The 18,289-nt window shown below is 58.1% G+C and carries 15 protein-coding genes; 7 read left to right on the plus strand and 8 right to left on the minus strand.

The genetic code is table 11. The features are described from left to right. Positions 1 to 14: 14 nt before the first annotated feature. The 4 genes from ACFFP0_RS28045 to ACFFP0_RS28060 all read right to left on the minus strand — a co-directional run bounded on the left by ACFFP0_RS28045 (position 15) and on the right by ACFFP0_RS28060 (position 4,914). On the minus strand, positions 15 to 773 hold the full coding sequence (locus tag ACFFP0_RS28045; protein ID WP_377265519.1) for a hypothetical protein: 759 nt from the start codon (positions 771 to 773) through the stop codon (positions 15 to 17). Positions 774 to 881: 108 nt separating this feature from the next. Next, positions 882 to 2,288, minus strand: coding sequence for an argonaute/piwi family protein (locus ACFFP0_RS28050; RefSeq protein ID WP_377265520.1), 1,407 nt, complete (start codon positions 2,286 to 2,288; stop codon positions 882 to 884). Further along, positions 2,288 to 4,045 carry an SIR2 family protein gene (locus ACFFP0_RS28055; protein WP_377265521.1) on the minus strand — a complete coding sequence of 586 codons (1,758 nt, stop codon included), beginning with the start codon at positions 4,043 to 4,045 and terminating at the stop codon, positions 2,288 to 2,290. The genes ACFFP0_RS28050 and ACFFP0_RS28055 overlap by 1 nt, the downstream gene beginning before the upstream one ends. A 425-nt stretch (positions 4,046 to 4,470) precedes the next feature. Further along, positions 4,471 to 4,914 carry a hypothetical protein gene (locus ACFFP0_RS28060; protein ID WP_377265522.1) on the minus strand — a complete coding sequence of 148 codons (444 nt, stop codon included), beginning with the start codon at positions 4,912 to 4,914 and terminating at the stop codon, positions 4,471 to 4,473. A 504-nt stretch (positions 4,915 to 5,418) separates the two neighbouring features. Here ACFFP0_RS28060 and ACFFP0_RS28065 point away from each other — a divergent pair. The 5 genes from ACFFP0_RS28065 to ACFFP0_RS28085 all read left to right on the plus strand — a co-directional run bounded on the left by ACFFP0_RS28065 (position 5,419) and on the right by ACFFP0_RS28085 (position 11,259). After that, positions 5,419 to 5,862 (plus strand): hypothetical protein, encoded by a 444-nt coding sequence (locus ACFFP0_RS28065; protein ID WP_377265523.1) that lies wholly within the window; start codon positions 5,419 to 5,421, stop codon positions 5,860 to 5,862. Beyond that, positions 5,849 to 7,423, plus strand: coding sequence for a hypothetical protein (locus tag ACFFP0_RS28070; RefSeq protein WP_377265524.1), 1,575 nt, complete (start codon positions 5,849 to 5,851; stop codon positions 7,421 to 7,423). The genes ACFFP0_RS28065 and ACFFP0_RS28070 overlap by 14 nt, the downstream gene beginning before the upstream one ends. A 70-nt stretch (positions 7,424 to 7,493) precedes the next feature. Continuing rightward, the gene (locus tag ACFFP0_RS28075; protein WP_377265525.1) at positions 7,494 to 7,628 is read left to right on the plus strand and encodes a hypothetical protein; all 135 of its coding nucleotides are present in this window, start codon (positions 7,494 to 7,496) and stop codon (positions 7,626 to 7,628) included. Next, positions 7,628 to 10,579, plus strand: a complete 2,952-nt coding sequence (locus tag ACFFP0_RS28080; RefSeq protein WP_377265526.1) for a VPA1269 family protein — start codon at positions 7,628 to 7,630, stop codon at positions 10,577 to 10,579. The genes ACFFP0_RS28075 and ACFFP0_RS28080 overlap by 1 nt, the downstream gene beginning before the upstream one ends. Beyond that, positions 10,579 to 11,259 carry a hypothetical protein gene (locus ACFFP0_RS28085; protein ID WP_377265527.1) on the plus strand — a complete coding sequence of 227 codons (681 nt, stop codon included), beginning with the start codon at positions 10,579 to 10,581 and terminating at the stop codon, positions 11,257 to 11,259. Before ACFFP0_RS28080 ends, ACFFP0_RS28085 begins: the two co-directional genes overlap by 1 nt. A gap of 646 nt (positions 11,260 to 11,905) precedes the next feature. Here the strand turns inward: ACFFP0_RS28085 and ACFFP0_RS28090 are convergent. Beyond that, on the minus strand, positions 11,906 to 13,069 hold the full coding sequence (locus ACFFP0_RS28090) for a M20 aminoacylase family protein (protein WP_377265528.1): 1,164 nt from the start codon (positions 13,067 to 13,069) through the stop codon (positions 11,906 to 11,908). 150 nt (positions 13,070 to 13,219) lie between these two features. Between ACFFP0_RS28090 and ACFFP0_RS28095 the strand changes: the two genes are divergently transcribed. Then, complete coding sequence (locus tag ACFFP0_RS28095) at positions 13,220 to 14,317, plus strand: D-alanyl-D-alanine carboxypeptidase family protein (RefSeq protein WP_377265529.1); 1,098 nt, start codon at positions 13,220 to 13,222, stop codon at positions 14,315 to 14,317. Positions 14,318 to 14,332: 15 nt separating this feature from the next. After that, the gene (locus ACFFP0_RS28100) at positions 14,333 to 15,496 is read left to right on the plus strand and encodes a CobW family GTP-binding protein (RefSeq protein WP_377265530.1); all 1,164 of its coding nucleotides are present in this window, start codon (positions 14,333 to 14,335) and stop codon (positions 15,494 to 15,496) included. A gap of 107 nt (positions 15,497 to 15,603) precedes the next feature. Here ACFFP0_RS28100 and ACFFP0_RS28105 read toward each other — a convergent pair whose 3' ends face one another. The 3 genes from ACFFP0_RS28105 to ACFFP0_RS28115 all read right to left on the minus strand — a co-directional run bounded on the left by ACFFP0_RS28105 (position 15,604) and on the right by ACFFP0_RS28115 (position 18,254). After that, positions 15,604 to 15,837 (minus strand): sulfurtransferase TusA family protein, encoded by a 234-nt coding sequence (locus ACFFP0_RS28105; RefSeq protein ID WP_377265531.1) that lies wholly within the window; start codon positions 15,835 to 15,837, stop codon positions 15,604 to 15,606. Continuing rightward, positions 15,834 to 17,120, minus strand: coding sequence for a L,D-transpeptidase family protein (locus ACFFP0_RS28110; RefSeq protein ID WP_377265532.1), 1,287 nt, complete (start codon positions 17,118 to 17,120; stop codon positions 15,834 to 15,836). Before ACFFP0_RS28110 ends, ACFFP0_RS28105 begins: the two co-directional genes overlap by 4 nt. A gap of 180 nt (positions 17,121 to 17,300) precedes the next feature. Next, complete coding sequence (locus ACFFP0_RS28115; RefSeq protein WP_377265533.1) at positions 17,301 to 18,254, minus strand: acetyl-CoA carboxylase carboxyltransferase subunit alpha; 954 nt, start codon at positions 18,252 to 18,254, stop codon at positions 17,301 to 17,303. Positions 18,255 to 18,289 lie beyond the last annotated feature (35 nt).

Genomic DNA, 18,289 nt, shown 5'->3' on the forward strand with positions numbered 1-18,289 from the left:
TACCTCGCGAAGGATTAAGCCGCTTTTAGAATGGCAATAGCATCGCGATATTCATCGGCGGAGATCCAGTTCGGGCTTTCCCTTTCGATGATGGTGAAAATCTCGTCGTCCGCGGCTGTCCTTATGCCGTTGAGGATATTGTTCATAAAGTAGTTTTCGTGTCCGTTGGCCTGGCACAACATGGCTCTAGCGACAGCCTCTGGGCTGGGCTTGACGTCTTCCGGAACCGTGGCTGTCGCGAGCACCAGGTCAAAATCTGCCGAAGCGCCGTCCTCTGTTACGGGCCATGGAATATTCAATGATCCATCGCTTCCGACAACCGCGAGAGACTTCATCCCCATCTTTTTGAAGTGTGCCTGCCATGATTCGACAAGGGCCGCGTTCGACGCGACCTCTCGGAAGAGGACTCCAACGCTGCCCCAACCTGAGCTCAGCGCTCCCGTCTTCGCTTTCGGCGCTTCGGCTTTCCAGAGTGCGGAAGCCTCGGCGACAAGGTCGTCAATTGTCACAACATCGCGTCGGCAAGGCACAAGTATCCCAGTACCCTGAGGACCTTCGGGTCGTAGAACCATCGTGAACGTGTTGGATCTGGTCGAGGAAATTCTTCCATAGTCGATGGGTACGTGAGCTCTTATGGCCTTGGTAAGATCAAGTCGATCATCTCGCCATGTCTTTCGCCCCTCCGTCTCGTCGTCCCAGAGGAGCGAGCCGATTATCAGAATGCCGCATTTCATACCAAGCGCCGCCCCATTCGATCCATGTATGCTCTCCAAGTCTAACTTGCCGGATGGTTTGCCGCCAGGTAGGCTCAGTTAAAGCCCTGCCTTCCGCATAAGCTCTCCCCTCATGAAGCCACCGACGGCGCCAGCGCAATGGAGGAGCTACATGAAGTTCCTGAAGTCATAGACCTCGTCCACCATATCGGGATTCTGCTGGATAATGTCGGCGAACGCTTTCGAATAGCCTAGGGTTACAGGCAACTTCTTGTACAGCGTGTTGTTGTTCCAATCCATCTTTGTCAGACCGAGAATGCCGGAGCACGTGTCATGCCAGCCGCCCTCTCCGGAAAAACGCCGGACAAGGACCGGCGAGGGGGTGGGTTTCAGCGAACCCTCTTTGTAGACGTCCTTAGTCGGCCCCTCGGTGTGAACCCCCTTCACGCTGCCCTGTGTCCAGAGTAGAGCTTCATTCGAGCTGACAGGGATGTATGTGCCGCGCCCAACCGGGTAGCCGGAACTATTTCCCTTCTGATCGAACCGAACCCCCTGCCACGGGACATTCTTGACGATCTGAACGAGTTCAACATCGGTGCCGTCACGGAAACTGTCCAGCGCGCCGAGGATCTCCTCCTCCTTGAATTCGGTATTCTTATGGATGGTTATGCGCGACGGCGATTTTCCGAAATGGGCATTCTGATAGATCTCTAAGCTGCGTGACAAAACAGCCTGCATCTCGACATACGTGAGATACGGATTCTTCTTGGAATCCTGGGTGAACTCCCGGGTGTCGTAGGCGACAAACCTGAAACCAGTCCCGTCAGGGTCGAACACTTGGCTGCAACATGTCGTGTATTGATTTCCGGCGTTGTCGGATTTCATCGCGTAGCTGATCCCGACAAACGCCTCATCGGGATTCAAGCCGACCAACTTCCACGGAACGCCCCCAGCCTTGGCGTACATTGCCACGCTCAATCCCCAAAGCACGTTGGCTCGGCAACCGCGGTCGAAGCTGGTTTGCCGTACGATCTGAATCGGAATGTCCGATGGGGCGCAGTAGGCCTTCAGATAGTCGTGAAAGTTGAAGTTCTCGCCCTCGAAGCACGCCGCCCAAGACTGAGGAAGATAGAGCAGCGCGACATCGAAGCTGCTGCGGAGCGTCCGCAACCTCGCTACGCATTGGAACAGCTCGGCGGCCAATCGAATCTTGTCACCTTGCCGCGCGTGGTCATCCAAGGCATCTGGGAAGGAGAACACAAGTCGGGGGTCTTCCGCCGCAATGGGAGTCCTCATAAGTTCCGCGAACCCGGGATACTCTGGATAATAGTTCTTTGCTTCCCTCGGCTTGGCCGGACGCTGCAACTCCCCAACGAGGCCACGCAGCCTCTTGAGGTCGGTGAATGGGGCCAACAGGGCAATTCTCAAGGATCTAGGAGCTCCATAGCGCAGCCCATAGGGCCCGTGCCGCATCAATCCCATCAACGGATGCTTGTGCTCGCCGTCACCCGCGAACAAAAGGTTGGGTTCAGGGATCGTCGAGTAGTCGCTGACCCGTGAAGAGAGTTTGTTCATCAGGATACGCTCATCGAGAAGGCAGTCCGACTGCCGATTTGGAACGCAGGATTTTCGGTCGAGGTGCCAGAGCTGAATGGACGGATCTCAAGCGACACGTTGCGCTCGGCGGTACCTAGCGCAACCTCAGTCCAAGCGTTGAGCAACTGATTGTGAACACCATTGAAACGCTTGCTCTTTCGCCCCTCGAGAAATTCCGTCGCGGCCTTACGAGCATGGGGCGGCCATACCCACACGTCCGGCTCGAGGAGAAGCCACGTTCGCCCGTCTCGTGAATCTAGGGAAACCCGTAGCGCCTCCGCCCATGACACTGGCTCGGAATCAGGATGGTCGTGGTCAATGGGACTGAACAGACCGGCGATCCGTCCGGAGACCTTGCCTACCACTCGCTGGAGCGGCGCAAGCGCACCCACATCGACAGCGTGGGTATCGGCGATAAGGAAGCCTGCCGATGGTTTCATCCGCGACACCAGGGGCTTGCCAGAGGCGAGTGACAGCGTGATCGCCTCCTCGAAGAACGCCTTGTAGTGCAGGTTCTCACTGGAATGGAAATCAGACGGTACTGTTGCTTCCGAAATCCGCTTCAGTCTCTTTCCGAAGGCCTGCCGAATGTCAGCTTCCTCGCCCCAGCACCATACGACATCTGCCTTGGTAACGATGATGTCGCGGCGGTAGTCGGCAATAACCGCTCGCAAGGTCCTCCAGTCCAGTGTCTCATTTAGATCAAGCTGCAAGCAGCGATCTGGAAGTGTGATCGGCAGGGCATTGAGCCTCAATATCGGCTTTCTGTTTCCAGCCTGCGGCAATGGAATGTGGACGCTCGATATACGCGCCTTTCGTACCTTGGCATCGATAGCGGCGGGTCGCCCGTCGATGTTTCGCCATATGCGGGACATGAGTGCATCGAAGGTCTCGATCTCGACGAACTCGGCCTTCACTCCAGCATTCCTTGCTTGGGTTAGCAAGGACTCGACTGCCGGATGGGGCGCCGAACCCTTGAGTCCTGTCCAGTAGAGACCGTGCGGGAACGGCGTCGGCGTTTCGAGAACCTTCAAAAGCAGCGACATGACACTGGCGTCACGCCCACTGTAGCCCGCAATGACGAGGCCGAATCGAGATCCCGCTGCCAGCAAGGCCTTGGAAAGATTGTCGTTCTGAGTTGCAAGGTCGACCGCCAGATTCTTGAGGCTCTCGAATCTGAAATCCCCGTGGAGCTTGCAGTAGAACGGGAACTCCTCGTTCTGGATCGCGTTCAGGGCCGATCCGGTTCCTTCAAGGGAATAGGCTTGCAGCGATGAACCGCCCACCTCGGCGACTGCCTTCTCCACCACGCTGTCAAAGTTGGTTGTGAAGACCGCACGAGTCAATCCTGCGACCAAAAGTCCACCAAGGACGCGGTTTCCCACCGAGAGTGTGACTTTTTCCTCCGACAGAATACCCTTCAGGTAGTTCCTCTGCCGTTCGCGGTCGTCGCCGAAGATCTTCTGGAAATAGGTAGTATACTCTTCGTCGGCCCAGAGCGGCGGAAAGCCCTGCGAGTCCAGGAAAGCCTGAATTCGGGTCCGAACGGCCTCATTCTGGATATCCTGCGGGGAGACTTCCCGATCCTGCTGAAGGCGATAATACCGCCGCTTCAGATCCCATATCACGTCGCCAGCGGTCGGAAGCCCAGCCGTTCTCGACGTTCCCGCTCCCAGGAACCATGCGAACTGCGCCGGACGCTCGCAGAATATGGATATGAACTCAGACTGTAGCATCAATCCCCTCGCTCAGGCGCGCATCCGTAATCGCAGTCAGACAGAATCGTTGTGATCCAACGCAGACTGCCACAGTTGCCGCACACGGGTGAATGATCCGCACTTAAATTGGGTGCCAAATTGCAGGGATAATCACATGAATCCTCGGACGACGCGGTTGCGGTGCTATCGCTGCTTGCTTGTCTCATGTGTTCGAAGGATCGAGTCTTTGGCGTACGAATCCCTGGGCTCCACTTTGCGTACAGAAAACTGATCGTACGCAAGGATTGAGTCCTTTGGTGTACGCATTATCTTTGGGCACGTGCGGTCGCAGTTCGGGTACTGCCAGAGGCCGGTGCGCATGAAAACGCCGCGACAATCTGTTGAGCAAGGTATGGAGAGACGACCGCATTTCCTGAAATGGAAGCCATGCGGCGGACCAGGTCTCAATCGAGGGCTATATAGCCTTCTTCGCCGATCCGGCGGAACTCGTCTTTGGCGCGGTTCAGATAGATGCGGATCAGTTCGACGGGCTTTTCGTTGTCAATGACGAAACCAATTTCATCCATCTTCTGCTTGATCGCACGTTGGGTCATTGGTCGTCCCGCCTCGCGAAGGATAGTCTTCGCCACATCCCTGATGCGATAGGCGGCACTGTTGTTCTCGTCAGGTATGGGGGTTTTCTGCTTCTTGGGACGACGATGGCGGGGGGCAGGTGCGGACTGGCTGTCGACATTCATCTCGCCGACCACCCGCCTAAGGCTGTCGATGTGCTCGACCTTCTTCGCGATTTCGCGTTCCTGCTCCAGGCAAACAGCCCTCAGCGACCCAAGCACCATTTGCTGCTCATGCAGTTGAGCTTCGAGTGTTTTCAACACTGTACGAAGCATCTCTTTTGGCTCGTGAGGCAAATTCCAGTCCGTGTCCGAAAATTGGTTTGTTTATGTCCGCGCTTGCGGCTATGGTCCCTAAGCGATTCGGTCAAGCAAGTGTCGGGTGAGTACGCAGCAACGTACTCACCCGAGCGATCCGGCTCCCAAACCCGTTTAAGAAAGGAGGCCGTATGCATCCCATTTAGCACCATCAGCCCCCACGCGCCATCTTTTTCCGGACAAAGCTGAACGATTGCTTGCAGATGCCCTAAGCATCCGCAAGCGCTCGATTCACTAGGATATTCCCGTGCGAGTTCGCGCCGCTGCAACGCCTCATGGCGTCGCCGTGACGGTCCGACCTGTGCGATATCGCCTCTTTGTCCGAATCAGCGGCACTCGACTCTCGGGCCAAGAGATCAGTTTCAAACACAGATCCGGAGACACCGCATCGCGCGCCGCGCCGCGGAGTGACGCTGTTCGCGTCCAAGGCAACTCGGACTTCTACGCAACAATGGAGATGAGATGAACAACGAAGATGAAGACCAAACCCCACCTCCAGACGGCATCGACAAACCCTATCCGAAATACGTAGAGGCGCCCGAATTTATGGGGACGACGTCCCGCGCCTATGAGTTGTCGCCGGCTGAAGAGCGCTGGCTAACCGCTAAGCTCGAACGCCTGTGGGAGGAAAGTGGAGCCCTAGGAGATCCGGCCTCAACTTCCACCTCGGATAAGAAACGGTCGGTGCGATGGATGCCCTTGCTCCGACAGGGAGAGGAAGCGGCGACAAGGGAACCTGCACAAGTCTACAATCGAAAAAGTGTGGTCGGGTCGGCTGACAGTGAGCACGGACATAAGGATCGAACTGGTAAAGACGGCTTGGCGTCACCGGGAGTGGCGCGGACAATTTTGCGCTTACTGAAAGGCAACGACATCAGTTCGGACGCTACCAATGACGAACAATAGGTCTAGCTCTTCGGTGAATTTCAGAACACTCGAGCGCGGACGCTTCCATCTCATTGTACGACAGAGTGTATGGGAGGATGGCAGGCGGGTAAAACGGCCCGTCTTGTATCTGGCGATCCCGGACGGCACGGGTATCAGGATCTCACGATATCAGCCACTGCTGGACTACTACGCTGACCACGCCGCCATGTCCTACAAATGGATGCATAACGCAGCCCGATCCATGGGAGCGCTGGTGGACCATTCTTTAGCGATTGCCGCGACCCCGGAGTTCCACGTTTGGAAGGCGCAGGGGGTCCTGCAAAGGCGGCTACTGCGAGGTCTCGCTAAATCCTTGGTCTTCGGTACGATGCAGCTTGCACCTCACGGTCGGATAGTTGACGTCACCAAGCTCTATTGGAGCGGGCTCGGAAAACGTCAGGCGAAGGTTCTGCTATCGTCCCTTACGCTCCACTTCAGATGGCTTCGCGACGACCCAGCCGCGTCAAGTTGGGTGCAAGCTGCTGCTACGGATGCGACGGCGAGCATACCGGGCGTTGCTTTTGGGCTTGCGATGGAACTGGCGATACGGAAGCAAAATTCGCTCCTTACTCACCTGAAGGGTATGAAGAAGGAGCCAGCCCACGCCTTTCCTGGCGTGATACGCCGACCGACGAAGGTCATTGACGCTGTCCCGGCATTCCCCGCCAAATACGTTGCTCCCTTCCTTTACCGGGGGTTCAGTGACGAGGCTGGAGATGGAGATGAAGCAGCCCAGATCGCGGCGCACCTGATTTTCTCGCTTGGGATCCGCGCGAGCGAGGCCTTTCATCTCTACGCGACGGACATCCAGTTCATCCGGGATGATCCGTACATCTTCTTTCACCATCCGGAGGCCGGGAAGATAAACCGAGCTGGTATTGAAATCTCCCGCACCGACTACCTTCGCGAATTCGGCTTCGTTCCGCGCAATCTCGATGAGGGAAGCCCCTTCAAAGCGGGTTGGAAAGGGATGGCGGGTGACGATGTGGGAACACCTGGCTTTTTTCTTCCAATAACATCGCTTCGGCGACGAACCGCAATGCTTCTCAAGCGGTACCTCCTCGTAACACGCCCGAAGATAATGGCGAGACGACCAGCATCGGCCGGCGATCATCCGTTTCTACTCGTTACTGCTCGACGACACGACACACTGCACGGTGTCGGGGTCGGCGATCCGTACTCGATGTCAGCCTTCGATTACTCCTGGACGCAAGCAATCAACTGGCTTGGCAAGCGCTACGACGATCCACAGATGCTGATACCGGATAAGCCCCGGGGCACGACGAAACACGGTGGGCGGCATTTCTTCGGAAGGTTTCTGCATTCTCTGGGAGTGGAAGGGCCAATAATCCAGCGTTGCATGCACCACGCGTCCCTCAAATCGCACCACGTCTACACACGCCTCACGGCATTCGAGATCAACAACTTGCTCCAAGAGGTGATGGAGAGGCCGTCGTCGTCAAAATCGAAATTCAGGGACATGCGGATGGCCTTCATGGCGCAATTCGATGACCCGGCGTTCTTCACACAGCAACGCTGATCGGAGCCAACTAATGCAAGCGAAACCAAACGAAGGACTGCCAATGAGGGGGCGCCTGGATGGGCGGTGCATGCACCACACATCACTCAAGTTGCAGCAGCTCTACACGCGGCTAACGGTCGCCGAGATAGACGACCTGCTCCGAGAGGCGATGGAACGGACATCGTCCAAATCGAGTGTAGACGCCCGGAGCGAGGAAGACTGATGACCTTCTTTACCAGCAGGAACGGCGAAGAGATCTACCTTAATCTTGAACGAGACGACTTAAGGGACGGCGAGAAGGTCTTTCAGCCGAAAATTATGAGTGCGCTTGATTTGGTAAAGTCGGCGGGAGCAACTAAACGCATCACCGCGGAATATCTTCTGGCGGCCGATGAGATTTATGATGCTGGCGTTTGCATATCTCCCTTCGCGATATTCGAGCGCCCCCTGCATAGAGAACTCTGCAAACACTTCAACGACTTATCGGAAATCGGGTGGGAACTTCGCGAGGCGCTTGATGCTGCCGGCGCGTTTGCTTTCCTGGACGGGGTAAACAACCGTGCCACATCGCAAGGGACTGTCGAGCGAATTTTAGCGGTGTTCAGCGTTTCCGCATCGGGACTAACCTCGATCGAGGAAATGCCGTTGGAGTTCGTCCATGCGGTTGTCGATTTCTTCCGGTCGCCTGATGGGCTCAGTTGGAATCAACAGATCCTGGGAAAAGGAGGGGTAGCCGCTCAGTGTATACTGAACGTCGTTGCTGGCCTGGCCAAGATATTCAACGATGGCTCGCTCCTTCAAAAAGGGCGAAAACATCGTGCTCCCTCGGTAAAAACACCGATGAGTTGGCACGGTTTTCAATATTCGACCGATATCCTCGATCGGGAAATGTTGCATTTCTTTGACGAGTTCCGTGAAGAGACACGGATGAGGCCTGCTTTGGCTCAGTCCGCAGCATTGAACCTGACGGCATACCTCCGAGAAAATTTTCCAACCGAGACAATTCGTCGAGTTGCGGCGACGGCAGCGCGTCCGGAGACTTTTGTCTCGTTCATGAAGAGAAAAGGCGACGGCAAGGCAACAAGGAACATGCTCACCACGGTGAGAGCGGCGAGAAAGCTTTCGGTAAGCATTAGCGAACAGCTTGGTGACACTGGCGGCAAGACAATCTTCGACCTTGTCACCGCGAAGGAGGTCGCCAGACTCGAAGCTGAGGTCAAGAAAATCAAAAAGCCCAGTAGTAGTCGGTCCCGGCCTCTGCCCGAAAAGCTTATACCGCTAATGAGAGAGATCCTGGAAGAAGGCGGAAGCGGGTGGCCAGGGGAAAACTTCCGCGTGGATGTTCAAGTTGATGGCACGTTGCGAAACATCTACTGCCCTGTGATCCCGTCGCTTTTCCAAGTCATGCTTGAGCTCCCGCTACGCATGGGGCAGATCCGTCGTCTGGACAGTGGCGAAGGCGATAGCAGAATTTTTGATGGCGACACCCTGAAGTGGAAGCATAATTCGGGACCGCTTTCCGGTTACTGGGCCGACCGCGCCGGGGAAGCGGCGGACGGCTTTCCGACCAGAGGGTACGCGATCGAAATCGAAGATGAGATCAAGCCGATCACCGGTGTCTGGGTGAACACAAACAAGACCGGAAAGCCATTCGCAGTTCCATGGCATATTCCGAAAGTGTTCAAGATCCTCTCGGACCTCCGAAAGTGGCAGGCTCGATACAATCCGATTACTGCTCCGATCGGTCCCGAAATATATCTGGATGCGCCTCAGCACTATTCTGACGCGACGAAAGAAGAGATGCCGGAGATTTTTCCGCTTAGCCGCCTATTCCCAAACAAATACTGGCCGACCCCTGGACGCACTGTAACGCGTTCCGAACTCGATCACGCTTGGTGCTCACTGCTATACGAAATCGAGAAAAGATATAATCAGCGACATCCCGCAAACCATTTAACCTTGGTCGATATCCATCCGAAGGCCAACCAGCCCTATCGACCAAGATACAATATCCACGGTCTTCGCGTGCGCGGACTAACGAACCTACGACGCGGAGGGATGCCGCTCGATTTGCTGAGCAAGTTCATAGCCGGACACGCCAGCCTCTTGATGACGATTTACTACACCGAGCCACATGCATCGGAGGTGGCCGACGAGGTCGAGAGAGCTGCCGCCCGGTCACTTGCCCAGCGCGATTTCATCGACGATCTTCGGCGCTGGGAAATCGACGAGGCGAGAAAGAATACGGTTTCCCTTTCGCCGAATGCAGTGCGGAACGCAATTGAATCAGAATCGCAAATACAATTTATCAACGTCGCCATCGGCGTCTGTCCATTTGACGGCAGCCGGTGCAGCGACGGCGGCGCAGTCAGCCGAAAGGACGAAGGAGACGGGACCTCGAAGACTGTCTACGAACCTGTGGAACCGCGCAACTGTGTCATGTGCCGGCATTTCATTTCTGGGCCACCATGGCTCAACGAACTCACGGAGTATGGCACGAAGCTGTGTGCGCGTCGCCGCGATCTCGCCCGGGAAGAGGCGAGGCTTAACCAGATCGCAGGTGAACGACATGACGCCCACCTGGCCGGCCTGCTATCGGCGGATGCTTTTGACAATGAATGTGATGACCACGGCGCTGAAATACAGAAGGTCAAAAATGAACAGGAAGTGGTCGAAAATTCGATCTTCAACATCGAGCTCCTATGCAATGCGAGCGTGAAGTTGCTTGACCAGAACCCCAATCAGGACGCTGGCATCATGCTGGTCGCGAATGCCCGATCTTCGGTAGTGGAATTCAAGGAAGTGTCGGAGTTCGAGCAGGCTGTCCGCATTACTGCTGCGGGCCGTGTGCATCGAATTCTTGGTGATGACCGCATCGAGGCTCGCCGTGACGAGTGGATTGCCCAGATGTTGTTCAATAGTGGAATCACCCCTCCTCAGTTGTTGACGCATGTGAGCCCCGAGCATCGTCGGCGGGCGTTGGACCAATATGCGCTTTATGCGAACGCGCGAATTCAAGCCGATGCGATAGATAGGCTGATTGATGGAACCCTGCGCCTGCACGACTTAGGAGTTGAGGATCAGGTGCGAAAACTTATCGATACGGCTCTTTCCGATCCGATCACATTCGGAAGCTTACCGGGCGGAAAAACCGCTCTGCTGGAGAGCGTTTGATGGCAAGTCGCATCGGAGCCATCATCGCCATTGCTGATAGGAAGTCTGAAAGCCTTCTTGAATCCTTGCCCGACGAAAGTCGGGCAAGGTCAAACATTGAAGGCATAAACAGTATCTGTCGAAGCTTGCTACAACGGCGGACTCCCATTCTTCCGACCGCGAAGGTCGTGTCGGAGGAAGGGAGGAAGCATAACCCCTACTTCCCGCTCGAGCGGACGATCTACAACTCCTACCAACAGCCGCTGAGAATTTGGAGGAAAGCCTATCACGATGTCATGAATATCGACGCCGATCCGGCGATGTCTGTGGACGAGGTCGCCAAGATCGACACTTCGGTGATGACACCATCGATGAGTAACCTCGTCGATCACCTGAAGGCGATAGTTGCCGAAGTAACGCAGCGAAACAACGTACTCAAAAAGATCATCGACGAAGGCGTTCCAGTTCAAGCTGCCGATGCTCCGGAATCGCCAGATGCGGACGAGGCCATGAACGCACTCGGAATCTGGCTTCGAGACGCTGTAGACGGTCCTTTCAAGCTCGATGAAATCGGGCTGCGGGTCACAGCGAAGACGCCGCCCGGGACACGCGTGATGAGTGCCACGCTATTCGGTGCCCTGAAGAAGTTCACCGACGATTACGAACGTATCCGGAAAACGAGAAAAGCTCGAGAGCGATGATTTTCGCGGTTTAAGCTTTCCCATCGGCCCACCAAACTGACCAATTCTGCTGAAACTAAAAAGAGGGACTTACAGGCTTGGCTCAATCGGCAGAGGGAGTACGCCCCAATGCCAATCTACACACAGGAAATGGTGTCCACGAGAGGATTCGAACCTCCGACCCCAGGATTCATACCACTTCGACTTTCGCCGCCGCTTCCGCGTTCGTGGTCTGGACTGTCCCTTCACCATGAGCACGAATGCTTTTAGGTGCTGCCCGTCCAGTCTCTACACACTTCCCTGAATTTCTTCAGGGCTTGGCTCGGGATCGGCATGCTGGAAGCCCAGCGAAGCGTTCCCCGACTTTGAGCAGTTAGATTGTAAAAGTTTCCTAATACAACCCCCAATTGAGGAATCCTGTGCTCTATCCTGCTGAGCTACGTGGACTTCTTCCTGTGTTTGCGGAGCCGTCGTAACTCATGCCTCCGCAAATTTCAATCCGACCTCGTCGGTAAGTTTACTTGCCCGTATTCCGGTGCGACGCGGGCCCATTTGCGGCAACAGGTAAAAATCTTCCCCTAGAAGGTGCTCTATCCTGCTGAGCTACGGGACCACTTCCTGCATCCATACAAAAGCCGTTCCGTTTAGCCAAGCCCTTTCCGCGCGCTTATTCCGTCAGGCGCTGTTCGGTGAGCCGCACCCAGTAGGAAATGCCGTAGGAAATCGCTTCGTCGTCGAAGTCGTAGTGCGGGTTGTGGAGCGCTGCCGTATCGCCGTTGCCGATGAAGATGAAGGCGCCGGGGCGCTGTTTCAGCATGAAGGCGAAGTCTTCGCCGGCCATGGTTGGATCGACATTCGCATCCACGTTGGATGCCCCGACCACGTTTGCCGCGACGCCGATTGCGTGCTCCGTTTCCCTGTCGTGGTTGACGGTGACCGGACACTTGCGCTCGTAGGCGATGGTCGCCTCCGCCCCATGGGCGCTGACGATGCCTTCGACGATCTGGCGGATACGCATCTCTGCAAGGTCGCGCGTTTCTTCGCTCAGCGTGCGCACGGTGCCCCACAGCGTTGCTTCGTCCGGAATGATGTTGTGTGTCGTGCCGGCATCGAAACGCGTCACCGAGATGACGACCGAGCGGACAGGGTCGGCATTGCGCGCTGCGATCGCCTGCAGGCTGCCGACCAGTTGCGAACCGATGAAGATGGGATCGACGGTCTTGTGCGGCTGGGCGGCATGGCCGCCGCGGCCCCGGATGGTGATGGTGAAGCGGTCGGGCGCGGCCATGATGCCGCCCTTGCGGATCGCGAACCGGCCGACGGGGATGCCCGGCATGTTGTGCATGCCATAGATTTCCTCGATGCCGAAACGCTCCATCATGCCGTCTTCGATCATCGCGAGCGCGCCGGCGCCGCCCTCCTCGGCCGGCTGGAAGATCAGGGCGACGGTGCCGTTGAAATTGCGTGTTTCGGTGAGATATTTAGCCGCACCGAGCAGCATCGACGTGTGGCCGTCGTGGCCGCAGGCATGCATCCTGCCGGGTGTTTTCGAAGCCCAGGGCTTGTCCGTGGCCTCCGTCAGCGGCAGGGCGTCCATGTCGGCGCGAAGCCCAATCGTGCGGTCGCTCCGGCCCTTGCCGCGAATGATGCCGACGACGCCGGTGCGGCCGATGCCCGTCACGACCTCGTCGACGCCGAATTCCCGGAGCTTTTCCGCCACGAAGGAGGCTGTATTTTCGACCTCGTAGAGAATTTCGGGATTCTCATGAAGATATCGACGCCATTCCCTGACTTCGGTCTGAAGTTCGGCGGCCCGGTTCAAAATCGGCATAACGTTCCCTGTTGTTGCTACTCACGCGGATATGAATCCTCCTCCCCTGCGGATACTGCCCGTCATGATTGACGTAATCAATCTTCTTTGCCATTGCTTGGCCACATAGGCCACATATGCGCCGCACTCGTTAAGCTCTTCGAACGAGGGATGACCTTGCCGATTTCCCGCATCCGTCCCGGGTTTTCCACCCGGCTGATTTCCACCGTGGCGGCCTTTGGCCTCCTCGTTTCCGCCGGCGGCGCGGCCGCCAACCCCAAGATGGTGGTGGATGCAGGAACGGGCAGGGTGATCGCCCATCAGGACGCCTTCCTCAAGTGGTATCCGGCTTCGCTGACCAAGCTGATGACCGCCTATGTCACCTTCAAGTCGCTGAAAGGCGGCAAGCTGACGCTCGAGACACCGGTGATCATGAGCAAGAAGGCCGCGGACCAGCCGGCGAGCAAGATGTATTTCAAGCCGGGCTCCAAGCTCACCATGGACAGCGCGCTGAAGATATTGCTGGTGAAGTCCGCCAATGACATGGCCGTGGCCGTGGCCGAAACGGTCGGGGGGTCGGTCGATCAGTTCGTGGCGATGATGAACGCGCAGGCCCGGTCACTCGGCATGACGTCGACGCGCTTCATCAATCCCCATGGCCTGCCGGGCAAGGGGCAATATACCACGGCGCGCGACCTGGCGATCCTGGCGCTTCGGCTGAGACAGGATTTCCCGGAATACCAGGCCTATTTCTCGCTGGAAGGCATCGATACCGGCAAGAAGCAGTATCCGAACTTCAATACGCTGATCGGCCGTTTCGACGGCGCGGACGGGATGAAGACCGGCTTCATCTGCGCCGCAGGCTTCAATCAGGTCGGCTCGGCGACGCGCGATGGACGTACGGTGATTTCCGTGGTGCTGGGTTCCGACAGCCTTGCCGGCCGGGCGGACGACACGGCCAACCTCCTGCAGCAGGGATTGACCTCCGCGTCAAGCCAGGGCGTGCCGCTCGCCTCTCTCGCGCCCTATGGCGATACGGCCGTGGTCAACGATGTCAGCGCGGAAATCTGCAACCCGAAGGCCGCCAAGGTGCGCAGCGAGAACCGCGACGATGCCGGCCGCACCGTGCTGCATTCCCCCTACATCCATGAGATGAGCAGGCCGCCCGTCTACAGTTTCGCCGGTCTCCTTGCCGGAGGCGAGGCGGTCGCTTCCGCGAAGGACGAGATCGCCAATGTGCCGATCCCGCAGCCGCGCCCGACATTCTGAGAATTGGAACAGCTCATGCCTTCTGCCCGCAGCCGGATTCCGGTCTCCATCTTCACCGGTTTTCTCGGTGCGGGGAAATCGACGCTCCTGAACCGCATCCTCAAGGACCCCGGGACGAGCGACACGGCCGTGATCATCAACGAATTCGGCGAAGTGGGGATCGACAATTTCCTGGTCGAAGCCTCGGGCGATGCGTTGGTCGAGCTTTCCAACGGCTGCCTGTGCTGCACCGTTCGCGGCGAGCTGGTCGATACGCTCGCCTACATGATGGACGGCATCCAGACCGGTCGCCTGAAGCCGGTCCGGCGCGTGGTAATCGAGACGACCGGCCTTGCCGATCCCGCCCCGGTCATGCAGTCGGTCATGGGTAATCCGGTGATCGCGCAGAATTTCGAACTCGATGGCGTCATCACGGTGGTGGATGCCGTCAACGGCTTGTCGACGCTGGAGCGTCATCCGGAGGCGATGAAACAGGTGGCGGTGGCCGACCGGCTCGTCGTTTCCAAGCTCTCGATGGCGGACGGCGCGCAGGCCTCCGCCCTCAAGGTGCGGCTTGCCGCGCTCAATCCGCGGGCGCCTGTCGTCGACGGCGACAGCGGTGAGGCGGGCACGGCGTCAATCCTGGAGAACGGGCTCTACGATCCGGCGACGAAAATAGCCGACGTGGATCGCTGGCTGCGTGACGAACTGGCGAATGATCACCACGAGCCTCATGATCATGGCGATGACCACGGGCATCACCATGATCATGGTCACGAACATCACGGGCACCACCATCATCACCACGATGTCAACCGCCACGGCGAGGATATCCGTTCCTTCTCGATCATCCACGACAAGCCGATCGATCCGATGGCGATCGAGATGTTCATCGACCTCCTGCGCTCGGCGCATGGCGAGAAGCTGCTAAGGATGAAGGCCATCGTCGCGCTGTCCGACAATCCCGACCGTCCGCTCGTCCTGCATGGCGTGCAGAGCGTCTTCCATCCACCGCAGCGGCTGCCGAAATGGCCGGAGGGCGCCGACCGTCGCACCCGCATGGTGCTGATCACGCAGGACCTGCCGGAAGCCTTCGTTTCCGACCTGTTTGCCGCCTTTACGGGCCAGCCGCGGATCGACCGGCCGGACCGTGCGGCACTGGAGGACAATCCGCTCGCCGTTCCCGGTCTCAGGATATGAGGCGGTCCCGCAAAAGTGAGCGGCGGTCCTGCGATGACGGCGTGCGCAAGGACAAGGACCCAAAGCGTAGCGGGCGAGCCTGAAAGGCGGCGGCGCGCTCGCGTCCGTCAGCCTTTTCGGATCAGGAAACGGTGGCCTGTCCCGGTTTTTTCCGAGAGGACGAGTTCGTGGCCGTCCTGATTGCAGAAGTGCGGGATATCGATGCCGGCCAGTGGGTCGGTGGTCTCGATGATCAACTCCGCGCCGCTTTTCAGGGTCCTGAGCTTGCGACGCGTTTTCAGCACGGGCAGGGGGCATTTCAGGCCGCGGAGATCGTAGACCTCCGCCGCTGCGGCGGTCATTCCGTACTCCAGAACTTCCAGAACGGCTTTTTCTTCACTTCCGTGACCTGCGGCGCCGCATAGGCCAGCGGGTTCTGCGCCGGGATCGGCACCGTGGTCGTCGTTCCCTGGGCCGATGCAACGGCGGGAGCCGGCGTCTGGGGCAGCGTGCTTGCTGTCGGCAGCCGATCCTGCTTCATGCGCTCGGCTGCGGAGGCGGCGCGCGGCGAAGGGGCGGCGGAAGCGAGCATGGTGTTTGCCGGCTTGTTCTGAGCCGCCATGCGCTTTTCCATCATGTCCTTGAATTCGGTCTGGCTCATCAGCTTGCCGGCTTCGAGCGAGGTGCCGGTCGGCGCATAGGCAAGCTCGCGGCCTTTCCGCTTCCCGGCCACAACCGCCTTGCGCTCGGCCTCGCTCGGCTCGTACCAAACCTTGCCGTCGAACTTGTCGAGGGCCTTCTGGTAGGCGACATCATAGGTCTTGCCATAGGATGTCAGGGCCGACACCAGCGCCGGCGGGCTCGACATCTGCGGGCAGGCCGCCGTTGCGGCGCCGAACTGGCCATTGCCCCCGGCCTGCTGGTTGAAAACGTATTTCTTTTCGCAGACGTTGACGTCCGGCGGGCGCTTGGTGACTTCGAAATTGTCGTAGCCGGCCTTCAGCATCTTCCAGAAGTCGTAGTTCGAATTGTCGCGATGGCGTGCCATGTTCTCGGCCGACATGCGGAAGGGAAAGGCCTGGAGCTGGACCGCGGTCTGGCCGCCCCGGAAGGCGTCGCGCGCGAAGGCATAGATCTCGAGCACCTGCTCGTCGGTCATCGAATAGCAGCCCGACGACGAGCATGCGCCATGGATCATCAGGTTCGAACCCGTGCGGCCATTCGCCTGGTCGTAGCGGTTCGGGAAGCCGGTATTGATCGCCAGATAGTATTTGGAATTCGGGTTCAGATGCGCCGGCGTCAGGTTGTAGAAGCCTTCAGGCGCCTGCCGGTCGCCTTCCTTGACCTTCGGGCCGAGCTTTCCGGACCAGGCGCAGATGTCGTAGCTCTTGATGACCTCGAAGCGGTTGTCGGCTCTTGCCTTCCAGACCTCCAGCTTGCCCTCTTCCTTGAGGATGCGGATCATGATCGGCGAGGTGCGCGGCATGTTCTTCTTCTGCATCTCGGCGACGATGCTCGAAGGCAGAGGCTGCTCGACCTTGTTCTTGACGCTCTTGAGGTCGACGCTGGCCGAATCCAGCGTATCGTTACAACCCGTCAGGGCAGTTGCTACGAGGAGAGCAAAGGCGATGTGTTTCAGACGCATCGGACGGACCACATGGATTTCGAAGGCAACCGGGATCGGTATCGGACTTCTACAAGTAAAGCGGTAATCTTTACATCTTCTTAACCGCTTCCATCCGTCTGTCCAGCAAAACCGCCCGAGCTTCACTGTTTACAGCAATATGGCCAAATTTGGCAATTCGGCCAAAAGCGCGGCTGACGATCAGAGATTACGGCCGATATCGAGGAATTTCTGGCGCCGCGCCGCCCGCAGTTCTTCCCCGGAGAGCTTGCCGAGTTCTTCGAGCGCCGAAGCGATCACCTTGCCGGTCGCGGCGATCACGGTTTCCGGCTCGCGGTGAGCGCCGCCGACGGGCTCGGGAATGATGCCGTCGATGATGCCGAGCGCCTTCAGGTCGTCCGCCGTGATCTTCATGTTCGTCGCGGCCTCGCGGGCCCGGGTCGAATCGCGCCAGAGGATGGAGGCGGCGCCTTCCGGCGAGATCACCGAATAAATGGCATGTTCGAGCATGTAGACGCGGTTGCCGGTGGCGATCGCGATCGCCCCGCCCGAGCCGCCTTCGCCGATCACGATCGAGATCATCGGCACTTTCAGGCCAAGGCACATTTCCGTGGAACGGGCGATCGCTTCTGCCTGGCCACGCTCTTCGGCTCCGACGCCGGGATAGGCGCCGGCCGTATCGACCAGCGTGATCACCGGCAGGGCGAAACGGTCGGCCATTTCCATGACGCGAATGGCCTTGCGGTATCCTTCGGGGCGCGGGCTGCCGAAATTGTGCTTGAGGCGGGTCTTGGTGTCGTGGCCCTTTTCCTGGCCGATGACGGCGACGGGCATGCCGTTGAAGCGGGCGAGGCCCGCCTGGATCGCGGCGTCCTCGCCGAAATTGCGGTCGCCCGCGAGCGGCGTGAAATCGGTGAAGAGTTCGGCGGCATAGTTGACGAAATGCGGGCGCTGGGGGTGCCGCGCGACCTGGGTCTTTTCCCAGGCGCCGAGCTTGGCGTAGATTTCCTTGGTCGCTTCCCTTACCCGGGTTTCGAGGCGGGAAATCTCTTCGGACGTATCGATGCTCTCGTCTTCCGAGGCGAGCTTTTTCAGCTCATGGATCTTCCCCTCGAGGTCCGAGATTGGCTTTTCGAAATCGAGATAAGTCTGCATGAGATCCGGTTTCCGGTTGTTTCACCTCAGGAACA

It is taken from the genome of Neorhizobium puerariae, assembly GCF_042429745.1.
GTDB lineage: Bacteria > Pseudomonadota > Alphaproteobacteria > Rhizobiales > Rhizobiaceae > Neorhizobium > Neorhizobium puerariae.